This is a genomic window from Pseudomonas sp. CM27 (genome assembly GCF_013179515.1).
Taxonomy (GTDB): Bacteria; Pseudomonadota; Gammaproteobacteria; order Pseudomonadales; family Pseudomonadaceae; genus Aquipseudomonas.
Genome location: NZ_JABMCN010000167.1, coordinates 4,258 through 7,977, shown reverse-complemented (window position 1 = coordinate 7,977; position 3,720 = coordinate 4,258). Strand labels below are relative to the sequence as shown.

5 protein-coding genes are annotated in these 3,720 nt (G+C 64.3%); 1 reads left to right on the top strand and 4 read right to left on the bottom strand.

Features of this window, described 5'->3' with window-relative positions:
- The coding region (locus HP547_RS19630) for an alpha/beta hydrolase (RefSeq protein ID WP_172287135.1) at nucleotides 1-351 on the bottom strand (351 nt) is incomplete at its 3' end.
- 208 nt (nucleotides 352-559) lie between these two features.
- Here HP547_RS19630 and HP547_RS19625 point away from each other — a divergent pair.
- Nucleotides 560-1,588 carry an AraC family transcriptional regulator gene (locus tag HP547_RS19625; RefSeq protein ID WP_172228090.1) on the top strand — a complete coding sequence of 343 codons (1,029 nt, stop codon included), beginning with the start codon at nucleotides 560-562 and terminating at the stop codon, nucleotides 1,586-1,588.
- A 48-nt stretch (nucleotides 1,589-1,636) separates the two neighbouring features.
- Here HP547_RS19625 and HP547_RS19620 read toward each other — a convergent pair whose 3' ends face one another.
- The 3 genes from HP547_RS19620 to HP547_RS19610 all read right to left on the bottom strand — a co-directional run.
- Nucleotides 1,637-1,951, bottom strand: coding sequence for a Rieske 2Fe-2S domain-containing protein (locus tag HP547_RS19620; RefSeq protein ID WP_172228092.1), 315 nt, complete (start codon nucleotides 1,949-1,951; stop codon nucleotides 1,637-1,639).
- On the bottom strand, nucleotides 1,948-2,601 hold the full coding sequence (locus tag HP547_RS19615) for a DsbA family protein (RefSeq protein WP_172287134.1): 654 nt from the start codon (nucleotides 2,599-2,601) through the stop codon (nucleotides 1,948-1,950). Before HP547_RS19615 ends, HP547_RS19620 begins: the two co-directional genes overlap by 4 nt.
- 4 nt (nucleotides 2,602-2,605) lie before the next feature.
- The coding region (locus HP547_RS19610; RefSeq protein WP_172287133.1) for an MFS transporter at nucleotides 2,606-3,720 on the bottom strand (1,115 nt) is incomplete at its 5' end.

Here is a 3,720-nt window from a genome sequence, read left to right as displayed (position 1 = left end):
CTTTTCTGCCAGGCTGGACGGGCTGGGGTAATGCGCTGGCCAATCAGCGTCGAGGTCTGGTGGCGCTGCCAGCAAGGCGCCCTTGATGGGGCGTCGGTAGCGCGCCGCCCAATGCGCGACCATCAACACGCCGGCACTGTGGGCCACCAGCAGCACCGGGCCATCAATCTGTTCCAGCTCGCGCTGGATCGCTTCGACCCGGGCGTTGCAGCAAAGCCCGTCAACCTGCAGCGGCGGCACGCTACGCACCTTGGCCAGGCGGCTGGCGAGCAGGGTTTGCCAATGCTCGGCGACATGGTCACGCAAGCCTGGAACGATCAGCACGGTGGCAGTGGTTTGCAGTTTTTCCACGGTGAACCTCGTGTGCGGGTATGTCGCTTGAGGTTCACAGTAAACAGCCCCTCCCCCGAGTGCTTCACATTGGGCGTCAGGCACTTTTCATTTGATGACAAGGCCCCGACAGCACTTTGCTTTTCAATTCATGACACGCACGCTATAAAAAGCGAACTGCATGTCGGCCCAGCCAACTACAAAAAAAACCGCATGGAAAACAATAAAAATGCCCGCTTTAGTCCGTGCTGCCAGCTTGACCAACTACCTGGAGGTATCCCGCCACCTGGGGCTCAACCCGAATGCGCTGCTGGCACAGGTTGGCCTTGGTGCAGCGTTGCTTGACGACCCCGACCGGCGCATTCCGGTCGCTAGCGTCATCAGCTTGCTGGAGGCCTCTGCCAAAGCCAGCCAGTGTGAAAGTTTCGGCTTGCGCATGGCCGAGTTACGCCAGCTGTCGGACTTCGGTGAAATCAGCCTGCTGCTCAGTCACCAACGTAATCTGCGCGACGCCCTGCAGGTCATCGTGCAGTACCGCCACCTGCTCAATGACGCCCTGGCCATTCACATCGAGGAAGCCGGCAAGACCGTGGTCATCCGCGAAGAGGTGATCAACGAGCGAGCGCCTTGTAGCCGCCAGGCAACCGAGCTGGCGATTGGCGTGATGATGCGTCTGTGCGCGGCCCTGCTGGGCGGCCAGTGGCACCCGATCAGCGCCAATTTCACCCATGCCGCCCCTGCCGACCTGGCCATTCACCGACGCATCTTTGGCTGCACACTGGTGTTTGGCAGCGAATTCAACGGTATAGTCTGCCCCGCCGCCGACCTTGACAGCACCAGCCCGCAGGCCAACGAAGCCATGGCGCGCCTGGCACGGCGCTACCTGGACACCCTGCCGGCCGGCAGCCCAGCGTCGCTGGAGCTGGAACTGCGCAAGACCATCTACCTGTTGCTGCCCATGGGGCGGGCCACGCTCGAGCAAGTGGCGCAGACCCAGGGCATGAACGTGCGCACCCTGCAGCGGCGGCTTGAAGAAAGCGGGTTGACCTTCAAGGACCTGATCAACAGCGTGCGCCGCGACCTGGTGATGCGCTACCTGGAAAACCCCAACTATTCGCTGGGGCGCATCGCCGACATGCTCGGCTATTCGATGCCCAGTTCGTTCACCCGCTGGTTCATCGCCCAGTTCGGCATGCCGCCAGCCAGTTGGCGCATGCAGCACAGTGACCCACTTGCGTCAGGGCCACCGGGCGTTTGAAGCGGGCTTGCTGGCGCCAGGGGAATCTGGCGCCATCGGCTTTGCGGACTATTCGCTGTCGACGCAGATGAACACCTCGTCACCCTCGCGCTCCACGGGGTAACTGACAACCCTGAGCGCCGTGGAATTGACCAGGTACCCACTGGCCAGGTCAAACCGCAGCCCATGCGCGCAACACTGGATCACCCGGCCTTCCAGGCGCCCGCCGCACAAGGACGCGCCCTGGTGCGGACAACTGTCGGCGATGGCGTAGAGTGAGTCGGCCACATTGAACAAGGCGATGCTGCGGCCCTCGCAGGCGAGTAACACGCGCGCACCGCGCGCCGGTACCTGCGTGGGGAGCAGTCGGATGCGTCGGCTCATACCTGCTGCGCCTCATGCAACGCTGCGGACATGCCTGCAAACAGCGCCTCGGCCGGCTGCAGCCCGGCAATCAATGGCCCCTGGTTGAAGCGGTAGCATGGCACCGCGCTGCCGGCACGCCCTGCCCCGGCGAGAAACGGGCTGCCATCGTCACGCACACAGTCGATGATCTGCGCGGCATCCAGCCCGCAGCCTTGGACGATAGCCAGCAAGGTGGCGCTGTCGCCCAGGTCGCGACCCTGGTGGAAGTAGGCAATGAACAGGCGTGCCAGCAAGTCTTCCAGCTGCCTTGGGCTGAGCACGCTGGCGGCCCGTTGCACAAGGCGGTGGGCATTGCCGGTGTTGGGCATGCGCTTGATACGCGAAAAATCGATATCCTCACCGACCACTCGGGCCGCTTCACGCACCTGGGCCTGGCGCTCGCGTACCGCTTGCTCGCTGCCCAGGCGCTGCCGGTAGAAGGTAGTGAAAGGCAGCCCCTTGGCGGGCAGCCCCGGCAGCAACTGCACGCCCCGCCAGTGCAACTGCACCTGTTGCCCGGGGTAGCTGCGCTGCAGCAGCAGCAAGGCCGCTTGCAGGTGTCGTTGGCCAATCAGGCACCAGGGGCAGACGAAATCGAAAAATACCTCGACAGACAACAGCTGTTTCACGTGTTCAACTCCTGAGTTGCAGACGTTCCATGTCGCGGTGGTAGTGACGTTTGGCGGCAAAGAACACCGCCGCCGCAGCGATGCTTGCCAGCGGCACCAGCTGGAGCGCAGCCTGCAGGCCGATAAGGTCCGACAGCCGGCCAGTGATCAATGGCCCGGTGGCCAGGCCCAGCAGGTTGTTGGCCAGGGTCAGGGTGGCGAATGCCGTGCCATGCACTGCGGCATGGGTCAGGTTGGCGACCATGGCGCTGGAAGGGCCGTTGGTGCCGGCGGCGATCATCATGCCCAGGCAGATCAACAGCAGTTGCGCAGTGCCGACTGGCAGCGCGAAGGCGATGCTCAGCAGCACGCAGCTGCCCAGGCAGTAGGCAATCGCCAGGCTGATCTTGCGGTCCGGGCGCTGGCGCCCGAGGCGGTCGCAAAGCATGGCGCAGAGAATCATGCCGATGCCACTGCACAGCACGATGACTGCGGCGATAGCCCCCGCCCGGTCGGTGCCCATGGCGTAATAGCGGTTCAGGTAACTGGGCATCCAGACGATCAGTGTCCCACCGACGAACAGCTGCAGGCCGCTGCCGACGTAAGCGGCAATGACCGAGCGGCTGCCGTACAAGCTTCGCAGCGGGTGGCTGGGCTTGCCTTGCTGGCGTTGCGCACAGCCAGGCGCAATGCGTGCTTCCTTGACGATCAGTGGATACAGCATGGCCAGCACCAGCCCGAACAGGGCCATGCCGGCGAACGCCCAACGCCAGCCCAGATGCTGCGCCAATGCGCCGCCCAAGGCCATGCCCAGCACCGAGCCGAACATCCCGCCGGCCATGAAGGCACCGGCCAACGTCGAGCGCATGTCGCGAGGAAACACCGCTACTACCACGGCAATGCCGACACTGCCGTAGGCTGCCTCGCCGACGCCGACCAGGAAGCGTGCGATGAACATCTGCGGGTAGTTTTCTGCCAGGGCGCACCCGAGGGTCGCCAGGCTCCACAGCACGGCCATCAGCACCAGGCTGCGCACCCGGCCGAACCGGTCGGCGAGCAGCGACAGCGGGAAGGTCAAGAGGCCGACCATCAGCGCAACAATGCCGCTGAGCAGGCCGAGCTGGCCGTCGGTCAGCGCCC